The sequence below is a fragment of the Actinoplanes lobatus genome, assembly GCF_014205215.1.
GTDB classification, from domain to species: domain Bacteria; phylum Actinomycetota; class Actinomycetes; order Mycobacteriales; family Micromonosporaceae; genus Actinoplanes; species Actinoplanes lobatus.
The window spans coordinates 3,314,261-3,336,527 of record NZ_JACHNC010000001.1 but is presented as its reverse complement, the minus strand read 5'-3'; the positions used below and the strand labels follow the sequence as shown (position 1 = coordinate 3,336,527).

Genomic DNA, 22,267 nt, shown 5'->3' with positions numbered 1-22,267 from the left:
CCCCGGCATGACGACGGCGGCGGCGGGTGGCACGCGGATCGGCTGGGCGGATCTGCCCGGCCCGGTCCAGCACGCGGTGGAGGAGATCATCGGTGGCGGCCCGGTCGTCGCGGCGGCCTCCCAGCCGGGCGGCTTCTCCCCCGGGACCGCCGACCGGGTCCGCACCGCGTCCGGGGCCCGGGCATTCGTCAAGGCCGTCACCCCGGCGCTCAACCAGGAGTCGGCCGACCTCGCCCGGCGTGAGCTGCGGATCACCGCCGCCCTGCCGGAGCACGCGCCGGTGCCGCGGATGCTGGGCGGCTTCGACGACGGCGCCTGGGTGGTCCTGGTGCTGGAGGACGTGGCGGGCGCCCACCCGCGCGTCCCGTGGGTGGCCGAGGAGATCGACGCGGCCGCGGCCGCGCTGCGCGACCTGGCCGCCGCGCTCACCCCGGCGCCGGTGCCCGGCCTGCCGACGGCGGCCGGCCGCCTCGGCGCCGACTTCGCCTCGTGGGACCTGATCGCCGCCGCGCCGCCGGACGACCTCGACCCCTGGGCCGCACGCCGGCTCGGAGCGCTGCGCGCGGCGGCCACCCACGGCATCGCCGCGCTGTCCAGCGGGCAGACCATGGTGCACACCGATCTGCGGGCCGACAACATCCTGGTCCGGGCCGACGGCCGGCTGGTCTTCATCGACTGGCCGTGGGGTTGTGTGGGCCCCTCCTGGCTCGACTCCGTGTTGCTGGCGATCAACGTGATCGTGCACGCCGGCGATCCCGGCCCGCTGCTCGCCGGCGTCGACCACGACGCCGTGGTGGGCGTGGTCGCGGGCGCCGCCGCCTACTTCCAGCACCGTTCCCGCCTCGCGCCACCACCGGGCCTGCCGACGGTCCGCGCCTTCCAGCGCTTCCAGGGCGACGCCCTGCTGCCCTGGTTGCGCGACGCCCTCGGCGGCTGAAGCGACAAAACCCGCGCAAGGAAAAAGAAAGGTCAACCCGTTAGCGTCACGGCCGTGAAACCGGACTGAACCACACCCGCGGCCATCCCGTAACAGTTACGGGGTTGACCGGTAGATGGGACCTCAAGCACACCGCACCGGACCCGGCATGCCGGAGGACTAGGCTGGACGCCCTGAACTGGGCTTCGGCGTGGCGGCCCGGGCGGCCAACCGAAACATGGAACGGAAGATGATGATCGACCAGCCCAAGGTGCGTGTCCTGCTTCTCGAGAGCATCCACCCCGACGCCGTCTCCCGGCTCGAGGAGGACGGATTCCAGGTCGAGTCCCTGCGCAACGCGCTCGACGAGGTCGAGCTGATCGACCGCATCTCCGGAGTGCAGTTGCTCGGCGTCCGGTCCAAGAGCCAGGTGACGGCGAAGGTGCTGGAGGCGGCTGACAGCCTGGTCGCGATCGGCGCGTTCTGCATCGGCACCGACCAGATCGACCTGCCGGCCGCCACGGCCGGTGGCGTCGCGGTCTTCAACGCGCCGTTCTCGAACACCCGCTCCGTGGTGGAGCTGGCGATCGCCGAGATCATCGCGCTGACCCGGCGGCTCACCGAGAAGAACACGCTGATGCACTCCGGCGTCTGGGACAAGTCGGCCGACGGCGCCCACGAGATCCGCGGCCGCCGCCTCGGCATCGTGGGCTACGGCAACATCGGCACCCAGCTGTCGGTGCTCGCGGAGAACCTCGGCATGTCGGTCTCGTTCTACGACACCGCCGACAAGCTGGCGCTGAGCAACGCGCACCGCTGCGCCAGCATGGACGAGCTGCTGGAGTCCAGCGACATCGTCACCATGCACGTGGACGGCCGGCCCGGCAACGCCGGCTTCTTCGGCGCCGAGCAGTTCGCCAAGATGCGGCCGGGCAGCCTGTTCCTCAACCTGTCCCGCGGCATCGTGGTCGACCACCTGGCCCTGCGGGACGCGCTGCAGAGCGGCCACCTGGCCGGCGCCGCGGTCGACGTCTTCCCCACCGAGCCGAAGGGCCGCGGCGACGAGTTCCTGTCCGAGCTGCGCGGCCTGCCGAACGTGATCCTCACCCCGCACATCGGCGGTTCGACCGAGGAGGCCCAGTCCGACATCGGCGGCTTCGTGGCGAACAAGCTGGCCAAGTTCGTGACCGAGGGCAACACCACGCTGAGTGTGAACCTGCCCGGCGTGATCCTGCCCGAGCTGCCCGGCATGCACCGCATCGTGCACATGCACAAGAACACGCCGGGCGTGCTGGCGCAGGTCAACCGGATCCTCGCCGAGCACGGTGTCAACGTCGAGGGCCAGATGCTCAGCACCCGCGGCGAGTTCGGCTACCTCATCACCGACATCGCCCGCGGCTACAGCGACGAGGTGCTCGACCAGCTCCGCGCCATGGAGCAGACCGTCCGCCTGCGCGTCCTGAACTGACAGTTCGCGGCACGGAACCACCTGAATACGAAAGCCGGTCCGAGACCGCCTGACCGTAAAGGTCAGGCGGTCTCGACCGTCAGCAGGGTGACCGGGGCGACCGCATCGACGTCGTACCGGTTGCCGCTGGTCCAGTCCTTCGGGGTGAGCGTGGAGCCGGGCGCCACGTCCCGCAGCGTCCGGGAGCCGGCCGTCACCGTCCCGGCGCCACCGCCGACCTTTATCCGGACCGGGCTGCCGCTGGGCGCCCGCAGGATCAGCTCCTCGATCCCGCCGGTGATCTTCATGGGCACCGTGCCGGAGGCGTCGGCCAGGGTCATCTCGGCCCGCCGGGTGCCGCCGACGATCTCGATACCCCGGATCCGTCCCTGGCTGAGGTCGACGATCCGTTCGGCCGAGTAACCGGAGAAGCGGATGGTCCACCGCACCTTCGCGGACAGCACGACCTCCACCTCGCCACCGGTGCCGGTCTCGTCCCGGGCCACGTCCACCCGCAGCCGGTCGTCACGGAACTCGGCGTTGGGCCGGATGCCGGCGTTGTCGGGCGCGCTGATCCGGTACATGTCGGTGCCCAGGTCGGCGATGGTCAACCGCACCCGGTCGGTGGCGGCCATCATCTCGAACGTGGCGATGGTCCGCGACTCCAGCGGCCCGGTCACCACCCGCTGGTCGTCCCCGAGCTGCAGCACGTCGCTGATCTGGTTGTCGTCGCCGGTGTAGTAGACGACACCGGTGAACGTCACGACGGCCAGCGCCACCACGCCGAGCAGCGTCATGCCGGCGGTGACCAGCCGGGACTGCCGCGGCCGCGGCCGGACAGCCGGCGGAGCCGGAGCGGAGGACGCCGGGGTCTCGCCCCAGACGGCCGGCTCGTTGGCCCGCTGGTCCCGCGCTCCACTCCAGAACATCTCCCCGGCCGGGCTCCCGATCGGGCCCCACGTGGGCGGTTCCGCGAAAGTCGGCGGCTCCGCGACAGGCGACCCCGGGAAGGCGGGCGCCGGACCCGTACGCACGACGGGCAGTTCCTCGGAGGGCACATCGGAACGGCTCCTGCGCCGGCGGGAGGGCAACGACGAGTCCGACACCGGCAGCGCACCCGAGGCGGCCGCCAGCGCCCCCATCGAGCCGCCGGCCGGCTTCGGGTTTCGCGACGGCTCCCGGTCGTCGCCGGTGTCGTCCTCGCCGGGCGCACGGCCCGTCCGGGATCGACCGATCGGCCCGTCACTGAAGCCGAAGGACGTCCGTCCCGGCCCGGCCGGTGACGCGGGCCCGAACGCGGGCGGCGACGACACCGAACGCGGCGACGGTTCCGACGCCGCCGTTTCGGGCGTCGGTGCCGCGACCGGCGACGAGAGCGAGCCGGTGTCCGACTCGCCGCCGAACCACGAGACCGGCTCCCCTTCCGGTTCGAGCGGTGGTTTCTTGGGCCGCCGCAACGGCAGCCCCGAAGCCGTACGCTCCTCCCCCGCCCCGGCTCCAGCCGAGTCGGGAGATGAGCCGACGGCGGCGGTACGGTCCACGCGATTCCTCCCTGCAGCGCAACCTCGGTATGTCCCCCGATGGAAGTACGTAAGGAATCGCCTATCGGATGAGTGACAAGGCTGTTTACCGTGGGTCAGGTCGAACTAGCCCGCGCCTGGTGGCGATGGCGACCGCCTCCAGCTGGCTGTGCGCCCCCAGTTTGGCGAGCACGGCCTTCTGATATCCGCGGCAGGTGTGCACGCTGATGCCCAGCCGGCGGGCCACGGTCCGGGTGTCCAAACCGGCGGCCATCAGCTGTAACACCTCGTTCTCCCGGACTGTCAGCCCACCGCTGGCGACGCCGCCGCGCGAGGCGGTGGCCGGCGTGGTGCTGCGCAGCAGCCGGGCCAGGACGTCGGTGGAGACGGTCATGCTGCCCCGGTGCGCGGTACGCAAGGCGTTCAGAACGTCACCGAGCGCACCGTTCTTGGAGAGGAATCCGGCCGCACCGGCGGTGGTGGCCCGCCGTACCAGACTCTGCTCCTCGCTGGCAGTGAGGATTACCACACGTGAATCCGGCTGTCGTACCCGGATGAGTTCGGCGATGGCGATGCCGTCCGCATCGGACAGCTCGGGATCGAGCACGATCACATCGGGTCGCAACTCTGCCGCGAGACTTATCGCCTCGGCCCCCGTCCTGGCGTGCCCCACCCAGCGCAGATCGGGCTGACCAGCCAAAGCGTGCCCGAGCAACTCGGCGAAGGTCTGGTGGCCATCGACAACGAGCACCGTGATCGCCTCGTCGCTGTCCATACGTCACCTTCCTCAGTCCGCCCCCGTCGGGCTCCGCGCAGTCTAAGGATTACCCGAAGGAACACCCGACCTACCAACAGGCTGCCCGCCGGTACGGCCGACGACCGGTTGCCTCCGAGCGGACCGGATGCCCCGTCGTTCGGCCGACTCACCCCCTCGCTTTGGGGCTTGCCGCCACGGACGCCGGACAAGCAGAGTTCTGGATCATGTTCGACATCCAGCTCTTCGGCCCGATCGAGGTCCGGACCCGCGGCATCGTCCTCTCCGGGGAGGACTTCGGCGGCGCCCGGCCCCGTCATCTGCTCGCGCTCCTGGCGCTGCGCGGAGGCCGGTCGCTTGTGGAGCTGGCCGACACGCTAAGTGTCGCCCCGGCCACGGTCAAGTCGGATCTGGCGGTGCTGCGGGACCGTCTGGAGCCGGGCGTCCGGGACCGGGAGTCGGTGATCACCGGCCGCCGGGGCACGTTCCGGCTGGACCCCGATCGGGTGCACGTCGACGCCGCCACCTTCGATCAGCTGCTCACCGTGGCGTCCGGCCGTTCCGCGGACCGGGCCACCCGCCCGCTGGCCGCCGCCGAAGTGCTGGCGTCGCGTCCGCTGCTGGAGGACGAGGACGCGCCCTGGGCCGCCGAGGCCCGTGCCGAGTACCGCGCCAAACTGATCATGGCAAGCGCCCCGCAGCCGATCCGGTAGGACCAGCACAATCACGGGGTGCTGCCCACCACCCTGACGCCGGTGCCACTGGCCCCGGAGATCTCCCTGTTCCTGGTGAACCGCCCGGTCGGCCTGTTCGATCTGACCGGCGGCGAGTTCCGTAGCGACCTGCCGCCCCCGTTCTGGGCGTTCGCCTGGGCCGGCGGGCAGGCGCTGGCCCGTTTCCTGCTGGACCATCCGGACGAGGTGGCCGGCCGTCGCGTGCTCGACGTGGCCACCGGCTCCGGGGTGGCCGCGATCGCCGCCGCCTACCGCGGCGCCGCCGCGGTGGCCGTGACGGACATCGACCCGGCCGCCGTCGAGGCCGCCCACCGCAACGCGTCGGCGAACGGCCTGTCCCTGGTGGGCCACCTCGACGATCCGCAGGTGGTGCTCGCCGGGGACGTCTTCTACAGCCCCACGGTCACCCCGAAGATGGTCGCCACCCTGCGCGCGGCCCGCCGGGCGGGCGCGACCGTGCTGGTCGGCGACCCGGGCCGCGGCTTCTTTCCCGGGCATCTCTTCGACCTGGTCACCGAGTACGTGGTGCCGGTTCCGGCCGCTCTCGAGGACGCCGAGTCCCTGGTCACCGGGGTGTGGCGACTCAAAGGTAGTTGAGTCGTACAACAAGTTGTAGGCTACACACATATTCCCTCTGGAGGCCGCGAGTGCATGAACAGGAATCCACCCGCCTCGGCGACGAGATCGCGCGGTTGGTCCGGATGGGCGCGCGATTCCGGGGCATGTTCAAGACCGAGGATCTCGGCGCCGAGTTCTCCGCGCTGATGCTGCTGCCGCCGTTGCGTGCGATGGGCCCGATGCGAGTCACCGATCTCGCGGAGTTCAAGCAGGCCGATCCCTCGACGGTCAGCCGTCAGGCCGCCCAGCTCGTCAGGGCCGGCCTGGCCCGCCGGGAGGCGGATCCGGCGGACGGCCGTGCCTCGCGGCTGGCCGTCACCGAGGCCGGGGTGCAGGCGTGCGAGCGGGTGCGCGAAGTCCGTGCGGCGATGCTCGAGAGGGCCCTCGCCGACTGGCCGGCCGAGCGGATCACCGCCTTCACCGACCTGTTCGAAGAGTTCAACCACGCGGTCGAGGCGCTGCTGCGCACCGACCCGACCACACCCCAACGGGAGCCTGCGTGACTCACGCCAAACCGGTGGAGTTCACCCACCGCCAGATCCTGACGATCCTCGGCGGGCTGATGATGGGCATGTTCCTCGCCGCGCTCGATCAGACGATCATGGCGACGGCGACCCGGACCATCGCCGACGACCTGCAAGGCTTCGACCTGCAGGCCTGGGCCACCACCGCCTTCCTGATCACCTCGACCATCTCCACGCCGCTGTACGGCAAGCTCTCCGACATCTACGGCCGGCGGCCCTTCTTCCTGCTCGCCATCGGCATCTTCATCTTCGGCTCGTTCCTGTGCGGCCTGTCCGAGAACATGTGGCAGCTGGCCGCCTTCCGGGCCATCCAGGGCCTCGGCGCCGGTGGCCTGATGTCGCTCGCTCTGGCGATCATCGGTGACATCGTCCCGCCCCGTGAGCGTGCCAAGTACCAGGGCTTCTTCCTGGCCGTCTTCGGCACCGCGAGCGTCCTCGGCCCGATTCTGGGCGGCTTCTTCGCGGGCGCCGACCAGATCCTCTGGACCGACGGCTGGCGCTGGGTGTTCTACATCAACGTGCCGATCGGCCTGGCCGCCATGGCGGTCGTCGCCCGGGTGCTGCACCTGCCGCACCACCGCGTCGACCACCGGATCGACTGGCCCGGCGCGCTCACCCTGATCCTCTGCCTGGTCCCGCTGCTGACCGTCGCCGAGCAGGGCCGGGAGTGGGGCTGGTCCTCCGGCCGCTCGATCCTCTGCTACGTGATCGGTGTGATCGGCCTGATCGGTTTCGTGCTGGCCGAACGGGCCTACAAGGACGAGGCCCTGCTGCCGCTCGCCCTGCTGGGCAAGCGCACCGTCGCGGTCGGCGTCACCGCCAGCACCATCCTCGGCATGGCGATGTTCGGCGGTCTGATGACCGTTCCGCTCTACCTCCAGATCGTGAAGGGCTCCTCGGCCACGCTGGCCGGTCTCCAGATGATCCCGTTCGTTTTCGGCATCATGGGTGGCTCGATCATCTCCGGCCAGCTGATCTCGAGGACCGGCCGCTACCGCATCTTCCCGATCGTCGGCAGCGTCTTCATGGTCGTCGCGCTGTTCCTCTTCTCGCTGATCGGCGCGGACACCCCGCTCTGGCGGACCATGCTGGTCATGGTGCTGATGGGCCTCGGCCTGGGCAGCAACATGCAGCCGATGATCACCGCCGTGCAGAACGCCGTCTCGCCCCGCGAGATCGGCACCGCCACCGGCGCGGTCACCTTCTTCCGCTCGATGGGTGGCACGCTCGGCACCGCGGTCTTCCTGTCGGTGCTGTTCAACGTGCTGCCCGGCAACATCAAGGACGCCTACGCCTCGGCCCGGGCGACACCCGAGTTCCAGCAGGCACTGGCCTCCGACCCGTCCCAGGGCGAGCTGCTCAAGACCGCCATGGGCGGCGCCGGCCTCGCCGACACCTCGTTCCTGAGCCGGCTGTCCGACGTGATCGCCCACCCGTTCAAGGTCGGCTTCGCCGAGAGCGTGCACGTCGTCTACCTGATCGCGTTCTTCGTGATGATCATCGGCCTGATCGTGGTCTTCTTCCTGCCGGAGCTGCCGCTGTCGCAGCGCTCCGCGCAGCAGGCCCGCGCCGAGGACGAGCTCCAGGCCACCGGCGACGGTCCCGCTTAGATCAAACCTTCGGGGTACGGGTGGGAGCACCCGCCCGTACCCCCGGCCTCCGCCGCCTTCTCAGGCAGGCGCAGTAGCGTGACCACATGGCTGTTGTGAAGATCAACGCGATCGAGGTCCCCGAGGGCGCCGGCCCCGAACTGGAGAAGCGGTTCGCCGCCCGGCACGGCGCGGTCGAGAACTCGCCCGGTTTCCTCGGCTTCGAGCTGCTGCGCCCGGTCGCCGGCGAGACCCGCTACTTCGTGTACACCCGCTGGGAGAGCGAGGAGGCCTTCCAGAACTGGGCGAACGGCGACGCCAAGGCCGCACACGCCGGCGAGCGCGCCAAGCCCGTGGCGACCGGCGCCTCCCTCCTCGAGTTCGAGGTGGTCCAGCAGGTGGAGAAGGCCTAGGTTCCCGCATTCCGTGCGGCTGCGGCGACCAGGCGGCCGGCGACCGTGCTCCGGTCCAGGCCGAGGCGCTGGGCACTCTCCTGGAGGACGGCGTAGGCCTCCTGCACGCCGCAGCCGCGCTGCGCGATGATCACGCCGACCGCGCGGTCCACCTCGGCGCCCTCGGTGAGCGCCTCCCGCCGGTGCAGCTCGCCGAGCAGCACCTCCGCCTGCCCGGCCAGCGCCATCGCGGTCACCAGCACTTCGGGGTCCACCTCACCGGCCCGGTCCGGGTAGACACTGAGCGCCCCGACCGCGCTGCGCCGCACGTCGAGCGGGACCGCGGCGACCGCGGCGAGCCCGTCGGCCCGGGCCGCGGCGTGCAGCTGTGGCCAGCGCTCGTCGGCCGGCAGATCCACGGAGGTCACCACCGTACGCGTCCGGGCCGCTTCGAGTCCCGGGCCGGCGCTTCCCGCGTACTGAAGCTGGTCGAAGGCCTCGCCCGCGGAGCCGGCGGCGGCCCCGGTGAGCGGCCCACCCTCACCGATCAGGGCGACCGAGCAGCGGACCACGCCTGGCAGTGCCCCCGCCGCGAACGCGGCGAGCCGGTCGAGCGCCTGGGTGAGCGAATCGGCGGCGAGCAGCCGGACGGTCAGCTCGTGCAGCAGCCCGGCCAGTTCCACCGGGTGCGGACCGGTGGATGGCGCTCCGGAGTACCGGGACGAGCGCCGGGCGCTCCCACGGCGTGACGGCTGGATCGTGCCATCTGCGGGGGTGCGCCGGGTCAGCCGGGCGCCACGCTGCGCGGCGGGGACACGTCGTTTCGGTGCGGACACCCGAGGGATATTGCCACGTCTATCCGGAAAAGCGCGCCACGAGGTGCCCCTAATGGGGGGTGTTGCCGGAATAAACCGTCTCGTCAGAATGACGTTTTTCGAGGAACGGGTCAGGGGTCGCTCCGGGGTCGTACTCACGCTCGCCGGATTCGGCGAGCACCGCTTCGGCCTGGGATTCCGGGTCGGCGCTGCCGGTCGCGGACTCTTCCGGAAACAGGTTCGCGGCGCGCCGGCCGATGCGATCGTCGGTCATGTGCGGGCAGGTACCCCACAAGTGGCCCGGAAAACCGCGACGCCCTCCCGGTGAGACCGGGAGGGCGGACGCGGAGGCCGGTGTGCAGGTCGCCTCGCGGCGAGTGGCTCAACACGGCTCCAGCCGAACGGAATTCCGTGCAGGCGTTGGGTGAGGCCCGGGGACACTGGGCACACCGGCATCCGTTCACAACCGTCGGCACCGGCCCATGATTCCGTGAGCTTCTGTGACCTGGATTACAGCCGCGGGTTTGGCCGCACCCGGCCCGGGTAGTCCACCCGCCGTGACCGACGACATCCGAGAGCTGGACACCTTCCTGGACGCGGCCTACGACGCCCAGGAGCGGCTGACCAGCGGAGACTTGCGACGGCGGGCGATCGCCGCGAACCTTCCGGCGGCCGCCCTGACGCGCGTCGACGCCCTGCCCGAGGGCGAGTACGCCCAGGACGAGGCCGCCGAGGCGCTGCGTGCCATCAACGTGTGACCCGGCCCAGCCACCCACGGACCGTCAGAAGTCCTGGGTGAGCCGGTCCGGGTCGACCTCGCGGCCCGGTTTGCGCGCCATGTACTCGGTCTCCAGCTCGGCAGTGCGCTTGAAGTGGTTCTCGAGTGCCGCGTCCGGCCCGTGCCGCAGCGTCTGCAACCGGGTTCGGTAGAGGCTCGCCAGCTCCCGGAAGAGGTCGTCGTCGGCCAGGCCCGCGGGGTCGATGCCGATGTCGAAATTCACCATCGCCCCCTGCTCCAACCGCGCTTCCATCATCGTCCGTCTCCGTTCGCGTCAATCCGCCAGTGAGCACGGGTTGCCCATGCGTGCGCCCGCCAAACCCGCCGGTACGCTCGGGTCATGAAAGGGCTGTGGACTCCGGCGTGGATGGCCCGGCATCTGCTCGCGATCGTGCTGACCGCGGGCTGCCTGGCTCTCGGCTGGTGGCAGTTCAGTCGCGCCGCCGACGGCAACGCGATCAGCTGGGGCTACATGTTCCAGTGGCCGGTCTTCGGGGGCTTCGTCGTCTTCATCTGGGTCCGTGAGATCCAGGTGGCCCGTCGCAAGGCGGCCGGTGAGCCGCTGACCGCCCCGGAGGAGCCGGCCCCGTCGCCCGCTCCGGGTTCCGCGGTCACCCTGGGCCGCCCGGTCCGGGTGGGCTCCCGTCCGGCGGCGCCCGCCGAGGCGGATCCGGAGCTCGACGCGTACAACGACTATCTGGCCTGGCTCACCGCGAACCCGGGCGCCCGCCCCGCCGATTACCCCGGCCGCATCCCCCAGTAGATACCGATCAAGGAGTCACCCGCCGTGCAGGGAGCCCTCACCCGTTACCGGATCATCGCCTGGATCGTCGGCGTGGTCCTGATCGTCCTCGTCGTGGTCGGCATGCCGCTCAAGTACGGCCCGTCCGGCAACCCGATCGTGGTCGAGACGGTGGGCCCGTTCCACGGCTTCCTCTACATGGTCTACCTGGTCTGCAGTTTCGACCTGGCCCGCCGCGCCAAGTGGCCGTTCGGCCGGATGGTCCTCGTCATGCTGGCCGGCACCATCCCGTTCTTCTCGTTCTGGGCCGAACGTCAGGTGACCCGGCACTGGGTCCCGGCCGCCGAACCGGCCCTGAGCGAATAGTCCGTTTATCGCGTCGTAATAACGCTCAGCGGCGAGCAAATAACAGCCCGTTATCGGGATTAATGACGCGATCCCGGCTATTGGTAAAAATCACTCGGTCAGGCCTTGATTTCTTTTCTTCCGCCGATAGGTTAATGCGGTTGGTCCGGTCCGCAGCCACAACCCCTCGGGTGGCGCCGGCCAACGCCGCCGAATGACGCGCGGCGATCCGGCGCCCCACCCCACGGGCGGCGGCCGCCGTGAACCGGGCCGGGAGCAAACGCGGACAGGGCCTCTCTTCCAGCCCTGCTCTCCCGCCGACCCGGTGGGCGGCCAAGCGGAAGAAAGGCCCCTGACCAGTGCCACACCCCCGTACCCGGCTCCGGGCGCTCGTGGTCGCGTTGACGGCGTTCGCGATCACCACGTCCGGAGGGACGGCCGCACACGCCGCCCCGTCCGCCAGCGAGCTGAAGAAGAAGATCGACGCAGCGTCGGAGAAGCTCGAGGACGTCACCGAGTCATACAACAAGATGCGCCTCGACCTGAAGAAGACGAAGGCCGACACGGTGAAGCTGGAGGCCTCGCTCAAGCCGGCCCAGACGGCTCTCGCCGAGGCCACCGAGAAGGTCCAGACCATCGCCGCCACCACGTACATGCAGGGCCGTGTCGGCCCGGTGAACGTCATGGTGAGCGGGGATCAAGGGAGTCTGCTGGAGCGGATGACGTTCCTCGAGCAGATCACCCGGTCGAACCAGCAGGACATCGACGCCTTCACCGAGACGACCCAGACCTTCGCCGACCGCAAGACCGCCCTCGCCCAGACCCAGACCAAGCAGACCGCACAGGTCAAGGAACTGTCGGCGCGCAAGGACAAGATCGAGGACGACCTCCAGGACCTGTTCGACATGCGCGAGGCCGCCTTCGGCAGCGCCACGGAGGACACCGGCTCCTACACCGGCGAGATCCCGGACATCCCGGGCTCGGCCGGCAAGGCGGTCACGTTCGCGTTCAACCAGATCGGCAAGCCGTACGGCTACGGCGACTCCGGCCCGGGCTCGTACGACTGCTCGGGCCTGACCATGGCGGCCTGGGCGGCGGCGGGCAAGTCCCTGCCGCACAACGCCGCCGCGCAGTACAGCGCCACCGCCCGGATCAGCCGATCCGACCTGGAACCCGGTGATCTGGTGTTCTACCGGAGCAACGGCCACGTGGCGATCTACGTGGGCGACGGGAAGATCATCGACGCCCCGTCCGCCGGCCGGGACGTGCTGTACCGCACGATCGACATCATGACCCCGAACGGCTACGGCCGGATCAAGTAACTCCGTACCGACGGCGAAGGCCGGTGCCCCACCCGGGGCACCGGCCTTCATCGTTCAGGTGAGCCGGAGCTCAGGCGGCCTGCAGGCCCTCGGCCCGGGCCAGCTCGCGCAGCCGGCCGAGCGCCTGGATCTCCAGCTGGCGGATCCGCTCCCGGCTCAGCGAGAAGCGGGACGCCACCTCGGTCAGGGAGTGCTCCCGGCCGTCCTCCAGGCCGTACCGCGCCCGCATGATGCCGGCCGACCGGTCGTCCAGGTGGTTCAGCAGGCCCTCGATGCGCTGCCGCTCGAGCGCGTTGAGGACGATCTCCTCGGGGCTCGGGGCGTCGCTGTCGGCCACCAGGTCGCCGAGGTTGGTGTCGCCGTCGTCGCCGACCGGCGTGTCCAGGGAGACGGTGTCCTGCGCCCAGCGGGTGAGCTCGTTGACGCGCTCCACGGTCACGCCCAGGGCGGCCGCGACCTGCTCGGGCTCCGGGTCGCCGCCCAGTTCACGGACGAGCTGGCGGGTGACGTTGCGCATCCGGTTGACGTCCTCGACCAGGTGCACGGGGAGCCGGACGGTCCGCTCCTGCTGGGCGATGGCCCGGCTGATCGCCTGGCGCACCCACCACGTGGCGTACGTCGAGAACTTGTAGCCGCGCACGTAGTCGAACTTCTCGACGGCGCGGACGAGGCCGGTGTTGCCCTCCTGGATCAGGTCGAGCATCGGCATGCCGGACCGTACGTAGCGGCGGGCGATGGAGACGACCAGCCGCAGGTTGGCCCGGATGAACAGGTCTTTCGCGCGCTGGCCCTCGGTCACGAGGCGCTCCAGCTCCTCCCGGCTGACGCCGCGACGATCCTCGCCCGTTTCGATCAGGTGCTCGGCGTAAAGGCCCGCCTCAATCGCCTTGGAGAGCTCGACCTCCCGCTCGGCGTCCAACAACGGCGTCCTGGAGATCTCGTGCAGGTAGACTCCGACGAGGTCGCGCTCTTCGGCGACCTGATCGGTACGCATCACGGTGCTCTTCTCCACGTTGCCCACGGTCCCCTCATTGCCGTCACTAACCCTGTTACGGGCATTACCTGCGTCCATCAGCCCTCTCCCGTAACGTCCGCAGCTCGTGCATTGCGGTTGCTGACACATCTACACAACAAAAAGCTGGCCGGACTGATTCCGGCTGGCGGGTCGAAAGTGTCACGAATGCCTGGGTAATAGCTGAGAGCCCAGTGCGCGGTACCTGAGTGCGACGTCTTCGCGACTGCTGTGCAGACGTTCCGATACCCTTCGCGCGTTACTCATAACACCATCGGCCTCTTCTCGTCACAGCGACGGGCATCACCCTGGGGACCGCGATGCTCGTCACCCCCGAGTACGGGTTTGGCGCCCGCGGGGTTCATATGCACTGTCGGCCGGGTAAAGACGGGCCTGAAACAAACGCCCGCGAAAGATTCGGGATCTCGAGGGCCCAACCGGGACCACCGGTCACGATGCGCCACGACACGCCACACATCACTCGCCCACACGGGTGACGCTTCAGCCGCCCGGAACATCCCCAGGTCGGGGGCAAGATCACCGGACGAGTGAGGAAAAGCACACGCCCTACGGTGTGACAAGCTGCTCCCCATGACTGCGACGCGTACGGCTCTGGTGACCGGCGGCACAGGTGGGCTGGGGTCCGCCACCATCACGGCGTTCCTGGCCGACGGCTGGCGCGTGGTGGCGCCGGTCCGCCCCGGGACGACCGGCCGGCTGCCGGAGGGCACGATCGCCGTGGACGCCGACCTCACAGTCGAGGCGGACGTCCGTACCGTGGCCGCGGTGGCCGCCGAGGAGCCGGACGCGCCGCTGCGGGCCGTGGTCAACCTGGTCGGCGGGTACGCGGGCAGTGGCCTGATCGCCGACACCCCGGTCGCCGAGTTCGAGGCGATGCTGGCGGTCAACCTGCGGCCCACCTACCTGACCACGGCGGCGGCCCTGCCGCACCTGGTCGCGGCCGGCGGCGGCTCGGTGGTGTGCGTGTCGTCACGGGCCGGGGTGTCACCGTTCCCGGGCGCGGCCGGTTATGTGACCGCCAAGGCCGCAGTGCTGGGCTTCGCCGGGGCGGTCGCCGTGGAGTACCGCAAGCACGACGTGCGCTGCAACACCGTGCTGCCCAGCATCATCGACACGCCGGCGAACCGGGCGGCCCAGCCGGACGCCGACCACGGCCGCTGGGTGAGCCCGGCGGAGATCGCCGCGGTGATCCTCTTCCTGGCCTCGGACGCGTCGGCGCCGACCAGTGGCGCCCAGATCCCGGTCTACGGTCAGGCCTGATCCAGGCCGAGCTCGGCACGGAGGGCCTTGAGGACCTGGTCGGGCGTGCCGTTGGCGTCGATCACGACGAAGCCCGGGTACTCCGGCAGCGACCGGTAGGCGTCCGTCGCGCCCCGCAGGTACTCGATCGACTCGTGGTCGTAGCCGCGCCGCTCGATCCGCTCCTGGGCGATCTCCGGGTCGACGGCGAGGAAGAACGTGACATCCGGCTGCGGGAAGAGCCGGTAGGCCGGCCGGGCGAACCGTTCGGCGGCCGGGCGGGCGCCGTGGGCCCGGAGACTGGCGTACTGGCAGACCGCGTACCGGTCCATCACCGCGATCTCCCGGCGCACGGCCCGGCGCAGCAGGGTCCGGGCGATGGCCAGCCAGCGCAGCGCCGACTCGACGGCGAGCGTGCCCCGGCGGCCGAACAGGTCCTCGGCGTCCGCCCGGCCGAGAAGCACCGCGATCCGGCCGAACCAGTGCCGGCCACCGGCGTTCTGCCGGTAGGCCGCTGGGAAACCGTCCGCGATCAGGCTGGCGGCCAGTTCACGGGCCTGGGTGGTCTTGCCGGAGCCGTCGATGCCGACGAGCGCGATGGTGCGCGGCGACCGTCGGGCGCCGCGGGCGGGAAGCGCCGCCGGCCTGGACTGCGCGGGGAGAGCCATACCAACCGACGGTAGCCGGATACCGCACCTTCTGTTCCACGCCGCGGGGACGAGCCGGTCCCCCAGAATAATCGCAGGGGTTCAAGGTGTCGCGACTCCGGGTAGTCGGTCATCCACCGGGAACGGACAGGAGGTCGCCATGCCACACCGTGTGGACCAGGGTTTGGCCACCACCCTCAAGCGCGTCGCATCGACGCTCAAGAGCGCGGACATACCCTTCGCCCTGGGCGGGAGCTTCGCGGTGTACGCCAGAGGCGGCTACTCCAGTGACCACGACGTCGACTTCCTGATACGCGAGCAGGACAAGGACCGGGCTCTCCAGGAACTGGCCGCGGTCGGCTGCCGTACCGAGCAGCCGCCAGAGGACTGGCTGGTCAAGGTATACGACGAGGGCCGGATGGTGGATCTCATCTACCGTCCGGTGGAGTCGCCGGTGGACGACGAGACACTGCACGACACCGATCAGATCTCGGTCGAGGCGATCTACATGCCGGTGCTCTCGGCGACCCGGCTCATGGTGCACAAGCTGCTCAGCTACAGCCAGCACTACTGCGACTTCGCGACCGGGCTGCCGGTCGCCCGCTCGCTGCGGGAACAGATCGACTGGGGCCGGGTCCGCCGGGAGACCATCAAGTCGCCGTACGCCGAGGCGTTCCTGGTGCTGCTCGACCGTCTGGACGTCGTGTCGTTCCCCGGCGAGACGGAACTCAAGGTTGGGGGATGACATGACGAACCAGATCGATCTCGAGGCCGAGATCCATCGCCTGCTGATCGAACACGAACAGGTCGCCGAGCAGGGCATCACCGTGCACCACCGGGAGAACGTGGTGGTGCTCAGCGGGGAGGTGGAGAGCACCCACCGGCGGGACGAGATCTGCCGGCAGATCACCGCACACTTCCCCGGCGTGGCGATCACCTGCGACATCGGCATCACCCGGGCCCAGGCGCCCAGCGAGGTGGAGGAGATTTCATGATCAGGATCGCCGCCGTGGGCGACGTCCACGTGGACAAGGACGTGGTGGGCCGCTACCGTCCCGCCCTCGAGCAGTTGCCCGACCGGGCCGATGCGCTGCTCGTCGCCGGTGACCTGACCCGGCACGGGACGGTCGACGAGGCGAAGTGCTTCGCCACGGAGTTCGGCGGGCTGGCCGTACCGGTCGTGGTGGTGCTCGGCAACCACGACCACCAGAGTGACCAGGAGCAGCAGGTCACCGAGGTGCTGACCGACTCCGGGATCACCGTCCTGGAGTGCTCAACCACGGTGCTGGAGATCCGCGGGCACCGGCTGGGCATCGCCGGCGCGAAAGGGTTCGGCGGTGGTTTCGCCGGCGCCTGCGCCAGCAACTTCGGCGAACGGGAGATGAAGCAGTTCGTCGGCACCACCGAGGAGATCTCGGCCCGGCTCGGCGAGGCGCTGCGCTCGGTCCGATGCGACGCGCTGGTGGCGCTCACCCACTACTCGCCGGTGCCGGACACCCTGGTCGGCGAGCCGCTGGAGATCTACGCGTTCCTGGGCTGCTACCAGCTCGGCCACGCCGTCGACTCGGCGCCGACCGCCCTGGCCCTGCACGGGCACGCCCACCACGGCTCGGAGCGCGGCCGTACGCCCGGTGGTGTTCCGGTCCGCAACGTCGCCCACCCGGTCATCAAGCAGGCGTACAACGTGTATCAGTTGCTGTCCGAGTCGGTGGACGCGCCGCTCGTACCCGCCTGATGTCAGGTTTCCGGTTTCGGCGGTCCGGGTAATCGATGAGACATGGACCTACTGCTTTGGATTCTCGCCGTAATCCTCGTGGTCGCCGGCATCCTCGCGCTGTTCCGGCGGCAGATCCTGTGGGGCGTTGTGCTGATCATCGTCGGTCTCCTGGTGGGTCCCGGCGGCGTCAGCATCTTCACCTGATCCCTCCTCGTCATCCGCCATGTCGTCGACCCGGACCGGGGTCGCCGCGGCTGGGTCCGGTTCGGACACCGCCCCGGTGGCCCCGGTTCTCTTTAGGGACCGACCGCACAGCGGGTGCGATGTACTGCCGCTGATTTCTGACTCAATCCCGGGCGTGGCCGACGTCCATCACTTCGCCTACGGCGTGTTCAATCCGATAGCCGCCTACATGCTCGCGTTCCTCGGTTCCTTCCTCGGGCTGCTCTGCACCGGCCGGGCCCGGGACGCGCGCAACCGCGGCCGGCGCAACCGATGGCTGGTGATCGCGGCGTTCGCGATCGGCGGCGGCGGGATCTGGCTCATGCACTTCTCCGCGATGCTGGGCTTCGAGGTGCCGGCGAGCCCGGTCCGCTACGACCTCGCGATGACCCTGCTGAGCCTGGCCTTCGCGGTGCTGACGGTCGGCATCGGGCTGCTGGTCGTCGGCCACGGCCGGCGCAGCGTCCCGAAGACCGTGGCGGCCGGCCTGCTCACCGGCACCGGCGTGATCGCCATGCACTACACCGGCATGGAGGGCATCCGGCTTCCCGCCACCATCCACTACTCGCTGCCGCTGATGGTCGCCTCGGCCCTGATCGCGATCGCGGCCAGCACGGTGGCGCTGTGGTTCGCCGTCTCGGTCCGGGGCGCGCTCAAGGTCACCGGCGCGGCCGCCGTGATGGCCGTCGCGGTCTGCGGCATGCACTACACCGGCATGGCGGCCATGTCGATCGAGCTGCACCCGGGCGCACCGGCGTCCGGCGGGATCCGGCCGCTCACCATGCTGGTGCCGATCATTCTGATCACCACGGCCACCATCGTCGCCGTGGCACTGAGCGCGCTGCAGGCGATGACCGAGGAGGAGTTCACCGACGGGGCCGGCACCCCGAAACGCGGTGTGCACGCCGAGTCCCCGCAGCCGTGGTCGCTGAAGCAGTCGTCGATGGGCGCCATGCGACTCACCCCGGCGGCGCGGGCCGTGGTCGGCAACCGGAACGCCGGCACCGCCCGTCCCTCTCCCGGGCCTCGGCCGTCACCCCGTCCCGCTGCGGCGCCGTCGCCGGCGGTGCCACCCGCCACATCCGGTAGCTGATCGAAACCCGTCGCCGCCTCCGATCCGGTATACCTGAACGGCATGGCGCCAAGGATGCTGCTCTCGATGCCACTGCACGCCATCACGGAGGTGTACGGCGAAGCCGGTCTGCGGGACCGTCTCGCTCTGGAACTGGAGGCCTTCCCGGCCGAGGACCGCAAGATCCTCACCGAGGCGCTGGACCTGGCCTCCGACCTGCACGCCGCCGACCGCCGGGTGCGCGAGCCGTACCTGAACCATCTGCTGCGGGTGGCGATCCGGATCATCCGCTACTACGGGGTGCGGGACACCGACGTGCTGGTCGCCGCGCTGCTGCACGACGCCGTCGAGGATCACCCGGCCGAGCTGGGCGGGATCGACCCGGACGCGCCCTGCGCCGAGCACACCGAGGCCGCCCTGGCCGAGCTGGCGCGCCGCTTCAACCCGCGGGTCGCCGAGCTGGTCCGGTCGGTCACCAACCCGGAGTACGACCCGGCGCGCGACAAGCACGAGCAGTACCGCACCCACGTGGCGGAGAACCTGGAGCGCGACCCGTGGGCCCGGATCATCAAGATCTCCGACTTCACCGACAACGGGGTCGGCGTCATCCACACCACGATGGACAAGGCGTACCGGTCGGCGACGAAGTACCGGCCTCTCGTACCCAAGCTGCGTGAGCTGGTCGGGCGCCCGGACACGCCGCTCTCCACCCAGGCCAAGGAGCACATCCTGGACCAGCTCGACCTCGCCGAGGAGCGCTTCGCCGCGATCCTGGACGAGTGAGCACGAGGCCCGACCTATGGTGGGGCCATGCCTACTGAAGCCTGGTGGCGCGATGCGGTCATCTACCAGATCTATCCCCGGTCGTTCGCCGATTCGGACGGTGACGGCATGGGCGACCTGCCCGGCATCACCGCGCGCCTGCCCGGGCTGCGGCGGCTGGGCGTCGACGCGATCTGGCTGTCGCCCTTCTACCCCAGTCCGCAGCACGACGCCGGGTACGACGTGGCCGACTACCGCGGCGTCGACCCCCGCTTCGGTTCGCTCGGTGACGCCGACAAGCTGATCGACACGGCCCACGAGCTCGGCCTGCGGGTCATCGTCGACCTGGTGCCGAACCACACGTCCAGCGAGCACGCCTGGTTCCGGGCCGCCCTGGCCGCCGGCCCGGGCAGCCCGGAGCGGCAGCGGTACATCTTCCGGGACGGCGCGGAGCCGCCCAACTCGTGGCAGAGCGTGTTCGGCGGCCCGGCCTGGGAGCGGCTGCCGGACGGCCAGTGGTATCTGCACCTGTTCGACGCCGCCCAGCCCGACCTGAACTGGGATCATCCGGAGGTCCGCGCCGAGTTCCTGGACATCCTGCGGTTCTGGCTGGACCGCGGCGTGGACGGGTTCCGGGTGGACGTGGCGCACGGCCTGATCAAGGACGCGGACCTGAGCGACTGGACCGCGCCGTCGGTGGTCCTCGGCGGCCTGGAGCCGGCCGGCCCGCCGCCGCCGATGTGGGATCAGGAGGGCGTGCACGAGATCTACCGGCAGTGGCGCTCGGTCCTGGACGAGTACCCGGGTGGCCGGATCCTGGTGGCCGAGGCCTGGGTGCAGCCGGAGGAGCGGCTGGCCCGGTACGTGCGCCCGGACGAGATGCACCAGGCGTTCAACTTCCCCTACCTGGAGGCGCCCTGGGCCGCCGCCGACCTGCGGGAGATCATCGACTCGTCACTGGCCGCCAACGACGAGGTCGGCGCGACCACCACCTGGGTGCTCTCCAACCACGACGTGGTGCGGCACGCGTCCCGGCTCGGTTTCCCGCCCGGTGAGGGCCGCCGGCCCGGCATCGGGATCGGCGACCCGCAGCCGGACGCCGGGCTGGGCCTGCGCCGGGCCCGCGCGGCCATCCTGCTGATGCTGGCGCTGCCCGGTTCGGCCTACCTCTACCAGGGTGAGGAGCTGGGCCTGCCGGAGCACACCGGGCTGCCCGACGAGGTGCGGCAGGATCCGGCGTGGGAGCGGTCCGGGCACGCCGAGCGCGGCCGGGACGGGTGCCGGGTGCCGATCCCGTGGGAGGCCGACGCACCGTCCTTCGGGTTCGGCCCGACCGACGCGAGCTGGCTGCCGCAGCCGGCCCTCTGGGCGGAGTACGCGCTGGACCGGCAGGTGGGTGTGCCCGGCTCGACGTACGAGCTGTACCGCTCGACGCTGAGCACCCGGCGCGCCCACGAGCTGGGTTCCGGCGAGCTGGTCTGGCTGGCGACGGATCCGGGGGCGCTGGCGTTCCGCAACGGCGACATCGTGGTGGTCACCAATTTCGGCGACGAGCCGGTGGCGCTACCCGGTGGGGCCCGGATCCTGCTGAGCAGCGAGCCGCTGGACGCCGGCGGGCTCGTCCCCACCGACGTGACGGTCTGGGCGATGCTCTGAGGCGACCGCCAGCAGGGCGGTGTGCGTCTCGGCCATGTCCTTCGCCACCGTCCTGCTGGCCAGCCAGTACATGATCCCGGTCGGGATGAAGAAGAACTGGAAGGCGGCCAGCCCGACCGCGTAGTTGAGCGGTGGCGGGAATGCCCCGGCGAGGCTCGCGAAGGCGACCGCCACCAGCACGTTGCCGCCCGCCCGGCCGACTCCGTTGACCAGGTTGCCGAGGCTGTAGACGGTGCCGCGGTGCTGCGGCGGGTTCACATCGGCGATCATGGCGAACCAGTTCGGCGAGTTCGCCGAGGTCAGCATCACCGCCACGACGGCCACCGCGAGGCAGATCCCGACGGTCGGCTCGGTCAGGACGTTGGTGAACACCCCGCTGATCACCGCGCCGGTGCCCGCGCCGTCCGGAACGGTGATCTTCATGGGCACGAAGAACAACACCACATAGAGGGGTACGGCGGCGAGCACCCCGATCGACGCGACGAGTGCCCGGCCCCGGGGCGTACGCCGTTGCAGCCGGTCGCCGGCCAGCCCGCCGAGAATCGACAGCGCCGCCCCGAGCTGGAAGACGGTCGCGAAGACGCTGCCGATCAGCACCGCCGTGCCGGTGGTGTAGCCCTGGTCCTCGGCCCGGGCACGGAACAGCACCGGCAGCCACACCATCGAGCCGAACGCGATCTGCGCCGTCCCGCCCTGGAGGATCAGCCAGACGTTGGTGCGCCGTTTCAGGATGACCGGCAGGTCCTCGTGGTGGATCCGCTCCTCGTAGTCGACCCCGGCCAGCTCGGGCTGGCTGTCGCCGCGCGGCACGCTGTAGGTGAACAGGTAGGCCAGCAGGGCGACCACCCCGGCCGCCGACGCGAACAGGAACGGCCGCCGCCAGTCGTCGTGCCCGAGGATCCCGCCGACCAGGGTGCCGGCCAGGGTGCCGACGCCCTGCGACAGACCCCAGAAGCTCATCACGAGGCCCCGGCGGCGCGGCGAGATCAGGTCGCTGACCACCGAGAAGCTCACCGAGGCGACACCGCCGAGCCCGAACGCGGCGACCGCCTGGGAGGCCAGGAACTGCCCGTAGTCGCCGGCCAGCCCGGACCATGCGGTGCCGGCCACCCAGATGACGGTGCCCACGATCAGCACCGGTTTGCGGTCGGTGCGGTCCCCGACGTACGCGAAACCGATCGCCGCGACCGCACTGATCAGGAACATGGTCGTGGTGGCGAGCGCGATGTGGCCCTCGCTGACCCCGAGATCGGCGCCGATGCTGCCGTAGAGCGGGGGAACCAGGCCGATCGCCACGTTGTCCAGCGCGGCCAGGATCACGAACACCACGACGCTGTACGCCCGGTGCACGCTTCCGCCCCTGCTCGTCACCTGGTAGAGGCTAGCCGGAGATCCGCCGAACACGAGGGGCGGCGCCGCACCG

The 22,267-nt window shown here is 70.5% G+C and carries 27 protein-coding genes; 19 read left to right on the top strand and 8 right to left on the bottom strand.

Annotated elements, in window-relative coordinates; all coding sequences use genetic code 11:
• The first annotated feature begins 7 nt into the window (after nt 1-7).
• Nucleotides 8-937, top strand: a complete 930-nt coding sequence (locus BJ964_RS15525) for a phosphotransferase (protein ID WP_188121327.1) — start codon at nt 8-10, stop codon at nt 935-937.
• A gap of 229 nt (nt 938-1,166) precedes the next feature.
• Nucleotides 1,167-2,384, top strand: a complete 1,218-nt coding sequence (serA, locus tag BJ964_RS15520; protein ID WP_188121326.1) for a phosphoglycerate dehydrogenase — start codon at nt 1,167-1,169, stop codon at nt 2,382-2,384.
• Between the two features lie 62 nt (nt 2,385-2,446).
• Here serA and BJ964_RS15515 read toward each other — a convergent pair whose 3' ends face one another.
• Complete coding sequence (locus tag BJ964_RS15515) at nt 2,447-3,904, bottom strand: hypothetical protein (RefSeq protein ID WP_188121325.1); 1,458 nt, start codon at nt 3,902-3,904, stop codon at nt 2,447-2,449.
• A gap of 85 nt (nt 3,905-3,989) precedes the next feature.
• On the bottom strand, nt 3,990-4,658 hold the full coding sequence (locus BJ964_RS15510; RefSeq protein WP_188121324.1) for a response regulator: 669 nt from the start codon (nt 4,656-4,658) through the stop codon (nt 3,990-3,992).
• A gap of 206 nt (nt 4,659-4,864) precedes the next feature.
• On the opposite strand from BJ964_RS15510, the gene BJ964_RS15505 reads away from it, so the two are divergent.
• From BJ964_RS15505 to mhuD, 5 genes are all read left to right on the top strand, one after another.
• Nucleotides 4,865-5,350: a hypothetical protein gene (locus BJ964_RS15505; protein WP_188121323.1), complete on the top strand. Its 486-nt coding sequence runs from the start codon at nt 4,865-4,867 to the stop codon at nt 5,348-5,350.
• An 18-nt stretch (nt 5,351-5,368) separates the two neighbouring features.
• Complete coding sequence (locus BJ964_RS15500; protein WP_188121322.1) at nt 5,369-5,968, top strand: class I SAM-dependent methyltransferase; 600 nt, start codon at nt 5,369-5,371, stop codon at nt 5,966-5,968.
• Between the two features lie 50 nt (nt 5,969-6,018).
• Nucleotides 6,019-6,492, top strand: coding sequence for a MarR family winged helix-turn-helix transcriptional regulator (locus BJ964_RS15495; RefSeq protein ID WP_229806845.1), 474 nt, complete (start codon nt 6,019-6,021; stop codon nt 6,490-6,492).
• Complete coding sequence (locus BJ964_RS15490) at nt 6,489-8,123, top strand: MDR family MFS transporter (protein ID WP_229806844.1); 1,635 nt, start codon at nt 6,489-6,491, stop codon at nt 8,121-8,123. Before BJ964_RS15495 ends, BJ964_RS15490 begins: the two co-directional genes overlap by 4 nt.
• Before the next feature lie 86 nt (nt 8,124-8,209).
• Nucleotides 8,210-8,515: a mycobilin-forming heme oxygenase MhuD gene (gene mhuD / locus BJ964_RS15485; protein ID WP_188121321.1), complete on the top strand. Its 306-nt coding sequence runs from the start codon at nt 8,210-8,212 to the stop codon at nt 8,513-8,515.
• Here mhuD and BJ964_RS15480 read toward each other — a convergent pair.
• Nucleotides 8,512-9,330: an ANTAR domain-containing protein gene (locus tag BJ964_RS15480; RefSeq protein ID WP_188121320.1), complete on the bottom strand. Its 819-nt coding sequence runs from the start codon at nt 9,328-9,330 to the stop codon at nt 8,512-8,514. The two genes, mhuD and BJ964_RS15480, sit on opposite strands and share 4 nt — an antisense overlap.
• Nucleotides 9,331-9,379: 49 nt before the next feature.
• Nucleotides 9,380-9,583, bottom strand: a complete 204-nt coding sequence (locus BJ964_RS15475; protein WP_188121319.1) for a hypothetical protein — start codon at nt 9,581-9,583, stop codon at nt 9,380-9,382.
• 283 nt (nt 9,584-9,866) lie between these two features.
• On the opposite strand from BJ964_RS15475, the gene BJ964_RS15470 reads away from it, so the two are divergent.
• A complete protein-coding gene (locus tag BJ964_RS15470) occupies nt 9,867-10,067 on the top strand; it encodes a hypothetical protein (protein ID WP_188121318.1) in 201 nt (66 codons plus the stop codon).
• A gap of 24 nt (nt 10,068-10,091) precedes the next feature.
• Here BJ964_RS15470 and BJ964_RS15465 read toward each other — a convergent pair whose 3' ends face one another.
• Nucleotides 10,092-10,343, bottom strand: coding sequence for a DUF6158 family protein (locus BJ964_RS15465; RefSeq protein ID WP_407650807.1), 252 nt, complete (start codon nt 10,341-10,343; stop codon nt 10,092-10,094).
• An 84-nt stretch (nt 10,344-10,427) separates the two neighbouring features.
• On the opposite strand from BJ964_RS15465, the gene BJ964_RS15460 reads away from it, so the two are divergent.
• The 3 genes from BJ964_RS15460 to BJ964_RS15450 all read left to right on the top strand — a co-directional run bounded on the left by BJ964_RS15460 (nt 10,428) and on the right by BJ964_RS15450 (nt 12,496).
• Nucleotides 10,428-10,850 carry a hypothetical protein gene (locus BJ964_RS15460; protein ID WP_188121317.1) on the top strand — a complete coding sequence of 141 codons (423 nt, stop codon included), beginning with the start codon at nt 10,428-10,430 and terminating at the stop codon, nt 10,848-10,850.
• Nucleotides 10,851-10,874: 24 nt separating this feature from the next.
• On the top strand, nt 10,875-11,195 hold the full coding sequence (locus BJ964_RS15455) for a DUF3817 domain-containing protein (RefSeq protein WP_188121316.1): 321 nt from the start codon (nt 10,875-10,877) through the stop codon (nt 11,193-11,195).
• Between the two features lie 338 nt (nt 11,196-11,533).
• Nucleotides 11,534-12,496 carry a C40 family peptidase gene (locus tag BJ964_RS15450; RefSeq protein WP_229806843.1) on the top strand — a complete coding sequence of 321 codons (963 nt, stop codon included), beginning with the start codon at nt 11,534-11,536 and terminating at the stop codon, nt 12,494-12,496.
• A gap of 70 nt (nt 12,497-12,566) precedes the next feature.
• Here BJ964_RS15450 and BJ964_RS15445 read toward each other — a convergent pair whose 3' ends face one another.
• Complete coding sequence (locus tag BJ964_RS15445) at nt 12,567-13,568, bottom strand: sigma-70 family RNA polymerase sigma factor (protein ID WP_183224791.1); 1,002 nt, start codon at nt 13,566-13,568, stop codon at nt 12,567-12,569.
• A 531-nt stretch (nt 13,569-14,099) separates the two neighbouring features.
• Between BJ964_RS15445 and BJ964_RS15440 the strand changes: the two genes are divergently transcribed.
• Entirely contained in the window at nt 14,100-14,789 is a 690-nt protein-coding gene (locus tag BJ964_RS15440) for an SDR family NAD(P)-dependent oxidoreductase (protein WP_188121315.1), read from the top strand.
• Here the strand turns inward: BJ964_RS15440 and BJ964_RS15435 are convergent.
• Complete coding sequence (locus BJ964_RS15435; RefSeq protein WP_188121314.1) at nt 14,780-15,436, bottom strand: dTMP kinase; 657 nt, start codon at nt 15,434-15,436, stop codon at nt 14,780-14,782. The two genes, BJ964_RS15440 and BJ964_RS15435, sit on opposite strands and share 10 nt — an antisense overlap.
• Nucleotides 15,437-15,575: 139 nt before the next feature.
• Between BJ964_RS15435 and BJ964_RS15430 the strand changes: the two genes are divergently transcribed.
• The 7 genes from BJ964_RS15430 to BJ964_RS15400 all read left to right on the top strand — a co-directional run bounded on the left by BJ964_RS15430 (nt 15,576) and on the right by BJ964_RS15400 (nt 20,844).
• Entirely contained in the window at nt 15,576-16,160 is a 585-nt protein-coding gene (locus BJ964_RS15430) for a nucleotidyltransferase family protein (RefSeq protein ID WP_188121313.1), read from the top strand.
• Between the two features lies 1 nt (nt 16,161).
• Complete coding sequence (locus BJ964_RS15425) at nt 16,162-16,410, top strand: hypothetical protein (RefSeq protein WP_188121312.1); 249 nt, start codon at nt 16,162-16,164, stop codon at nt 16,408-16,410.
• A complete protein-coding gene (locus BJ964_RS15420; protein WP_188121311.1) occupies nt 16,407-17,150 on the top strand; it encodes a metallophosphoesterase family protein in 744 nt (247 codons plus the stop codon). Before BJ964_RS15425 ends, BJ964_RS15420 begins: the two co-directional genes overlap by 4 nt.
• 42 nt (nt 17,151-17,192) lie before the next feature.
• Nucleotides 17,193-17,336, top strand: a complete 144-nt coding sequence (locus BJ964_RS15415) for a GPGG-motif small membrane protein (RefSeq protein WP_014688232.1) — start codon at nt 17,193-17,195, stop codon at nt 17,334-17,336.
• A gap of 154 nt (nt 17,337-17,490) precedes the next feature.
• Nucleotides 17,491-18,447 (top strand): MHYT domain-containing protein, encoded by a 957-nt coding sequence (locus tag BJ964_RS15410; protein ID WP_188121310.1) that lies wholly within the window; start codon nt 17,491-17,493, stop codon nt 18,445-18,447.
• Nucleotides 18,448-18,513: 66 nt separating this feature from the next.
• Nucleotides 18,514-19,209 carry an HD domain-containing protein gene (locus BJ964_RS15405; RefSeq protein ID WP_229806842.1) on the top strand — a complete coding sequence of 232 codons (696 nt, stop codon included), beginning with the start codon at nt 18,514-18,516 and terminating at the stop codon, nt 19,207-19,209.
• Nucleotides 19,210-19,236: 27 nt separating this feature from the next.
• Nucleotides 19,237-20,844, top strand: coding sequence for a glycoside hydrolase family 13 protein (locus BJ964_RS15400; RefSeq protein WP_188121308.1), 1,608 nt, complete (start codon nt 19,237-19,239; stop codon nt 20,842-20,844).
• Here the strand turns inward: BJ964_RS15400 and BJ964_RS15395 are convergent.
• Entirely contained in the window at nt 20,752-22,248 is a 1,497-nt protein-coding gene (locus BJ964_RS15395; protein WP_407650843.1) for an MFS transporter, read from the bottom strand. The genes BJ964_RS15400 and BJ964_RS15395 overlap by 93 nt on opposite strands.
• Nucleotides 22,249-22,267 lie beyond the last annotated feature (19 nt).